At 68.3% G+C, this 2,394-nt stretch carries 2 protein-coding genes and 1 pseudogene; all 3 read left to right on the plus strand.

Annotated features, from left to right (window positions below):
* On the plus strand, positions 1 to 486 hold a 486-nt coding region (locus FVW27_RS13245), incomplete at its 5' end, for a precorrin-3B C(17)-methyltransferase (protein WP_167125853.1).
* 362 nt (positions 487 to 848) lie between these two features.
* Positions 849 to 1,241 carry a cytochrome c3 family protein gene (locus FVW27_RS13250; protein ID WP_167125856.1) on the plus strand — a complete coding sequence of 131 codons (393 nt, stop codon included), beginning with the start codon at positions 849 to 851 and terminating at the stop codon, positions 1,239 to 1,241.
* Positions 1,242 to 1,490: 249 nt separating this feature from the next.
* Positions 1,491 to 2,394 (plus strand): annotated as a pseudogene (locus FVW27_RS13255) (hypothetical protein); the annotation flags it as partial.

Below are 2,394 nucleotides of genomic sequence, written 5' to 3' on the forward strand. Positions count from 1 at the left end.
GGCCTGGTCCACTTGGCCCACGCGGTGGAGGTGGTGCCCGGCGTGCCCGCCCTGTGCGGGGCCGCCGCCCTGCTGGGCGCGCCGCTGATGCACGACTTTGCCTCGGTGAGCCTGAGCGACCTGCTGACCCCGTGGCCGGTCATCGAACGCCGCCTGGATGCGGCCCTTGGCGCGGACTTCGTGGTGGTCATCTACAACCCCCGTTCGCGCCGCCGGGCCGACCACCTGGAAAAGGCCCTGGCCATCGCCGCCCGACACCGGGGGCCGGACACCCCCATCGGCCTGGTGCGCCAGGCCTACCGGCCCGATCAGCAGGTGTCGGTCACGCCGCTTGCGGCCTTTGACCCGGCAACCGTGGACATGCTGTCCATCGTCATCATCGGCAACGGGGCCACCACCATGGTGGGCGGGCGCATGGTCACCCCGCGCGGCTACATGGACAAGTACGCCCCGGACGGCACCCGCAAGCGGGGCGGCGGCGAATAATCACGCGCGGCACCTGTGCGGCGGCCTGCGCGGCCGTCCGGCAAGCCGCGCCGGAACGTGCCGGAATCCGACGCAGCCGCCAACGGCGCGTCCTTGCAACCGGGCAACCGGGCAACCGGGCAACCGGGCAACCGGGCCATCGTACTGCCGGGCGCCAGGCTGTCGGGCCCCGCATTCTAATGGACGTCCGCGCCACCTTGCGCCGCATGGCACACGCGACGCCTTCGGATTGGGGCAACGTTTACCCCTAACCCACCAGAGTTCGCCGCATTTTCCCGGCCCGTCTTGACACCGTGAACGCTACCTACTACCATGGCGCTTGGGAAATCCTTAACATGCCTTGTGAAGGAGGTATTTCTGCGATGAAAAAGATGTTCCTCACCGGTGTGCTCGCGCTGGCCGTTGCCATCGCCATGCCCGCCCTTGCCGCCGCCCCGAAGGCCCCCGCCGACGGTCTGAAGATGGACAAGACCAAGCAGCCCGTGGTCTTCAACCACTCGACCCACAAGGCCGTGAAGTGTGGCGAATGCCACCACCCGGTCAACGGCAAGGAAGACTACCAGAAGTGCGCCACCGCCGGTTGCCACGACAACATGGACAAGAAAGACAAGTCCGCCAAGGGCTACTACCACGCTATCCATGACAAGGGCACCAAGTTCAAGACCTGCGTGGGCTGCCACCTTGAAACGGCCGGCGCCGACGCCGCCAAGAAGAAGGAACTGACGGGCTGCAAGGGCTCCAAGTGCCATAGCTAGGCACTGCCGTCATTCTTCCGGCTTCTCGGGCCGTCCCTTCGGGGGCGGCCCTTTGCGTTTCGGGGCCGCGCGGGGCGATGCACGCCGGGGTGTCATGTGGCATGCCGCACGCGCTTGCGCCATGCCCGCTCCTGTGTGTAGTATTGATGCCTTGAAACACGCAAAGCGCCCGCCGCTCCACAGCGGCACTTTGCCGGACAGGTGCGCGAGCGCCGCAACCGTTACCGAAGGTTTGCCCAAGGGTCTGTCATGTCTCCCACCGACGATGCCCACCTGACGGCCGACGAGGACATCATCGAGCTTACCGACATCATCGAGAAGGGCAACGCCCCACAGGCGCAGCCCGGCTCCGATGCCGCGAGCTTCGAGAAGGAACTCGAAGACCTGTTTTCCGACGGCGGCGGCCTGGAATCGCTGACGGGGTTCGATACCCTTGACGCCGACATCGCGCCCCCGGCCCCCGCCGCGTCCCCATCAGCCTCCATGACACCGGACGACGGCGGCAGCCACGGTGACGCCGGACCGGATGCTGTAATGGGCGCTGGAATGGATGCTGGAATGGACGCCAGCATGGACGCCGACATCGATGCCTTGCTGAACAGCATCGGCGACCTGCCGGATACGTCGGAACCCGCTCCGGCCCCTGCGCCCGCTGCCCCCAAGGCCCCCGCCGCCCACCACGACGCAGAGGAGGCTCCCTCCATGGCCGCCAAGCCCGTCTCGTCCACGCCTTCGGCCATCACCGGCCGTCCCGTCGATCCGGACGAGAAACTGTCCATGCCCGACATGACCGACGTGGACGCCCTGCTCGGCGATCTGGGCGCGCCCAGCGCCGCCGACCTGACATCGGGCGGTTCCGGCTCGTCCATGGGCGACGACGACATCGACGATCTCATTTCCGGGCTGGACGCCAAGGCGCCGCCCGCGCCTGCGGCAGCGCCCGCAACGCCTGCCGCACCGCAGAAGCCCGCCGATCTTGTGGACGTGGCGGACCTGGACGCCCTGCTGGAAGACATGCTGGGTTCCGGCGGCAAGGCTGCCGCGCCCGCGCCCGAACCGGAGCCGGAACCGGCCCCCGAGTCACCAGTACAGCCGGACGAAACGGACCCCTTCGAGGCCGCCCTGGCCGCCAGCGCGGCACAGCCGTCCGTGG

It is taken from the genome of Nitratidesulfovibrio liaohensis (assembly GCF_011682075.1).
Taxonomy (GTDB): Bacteria; Desulfobacterota; Desulfovibrionia; order Desulfovibrionales; family Desulfovibrionaceae; genus Cupidesulfovibrio; species Cupidesulfovibrio liaohensis.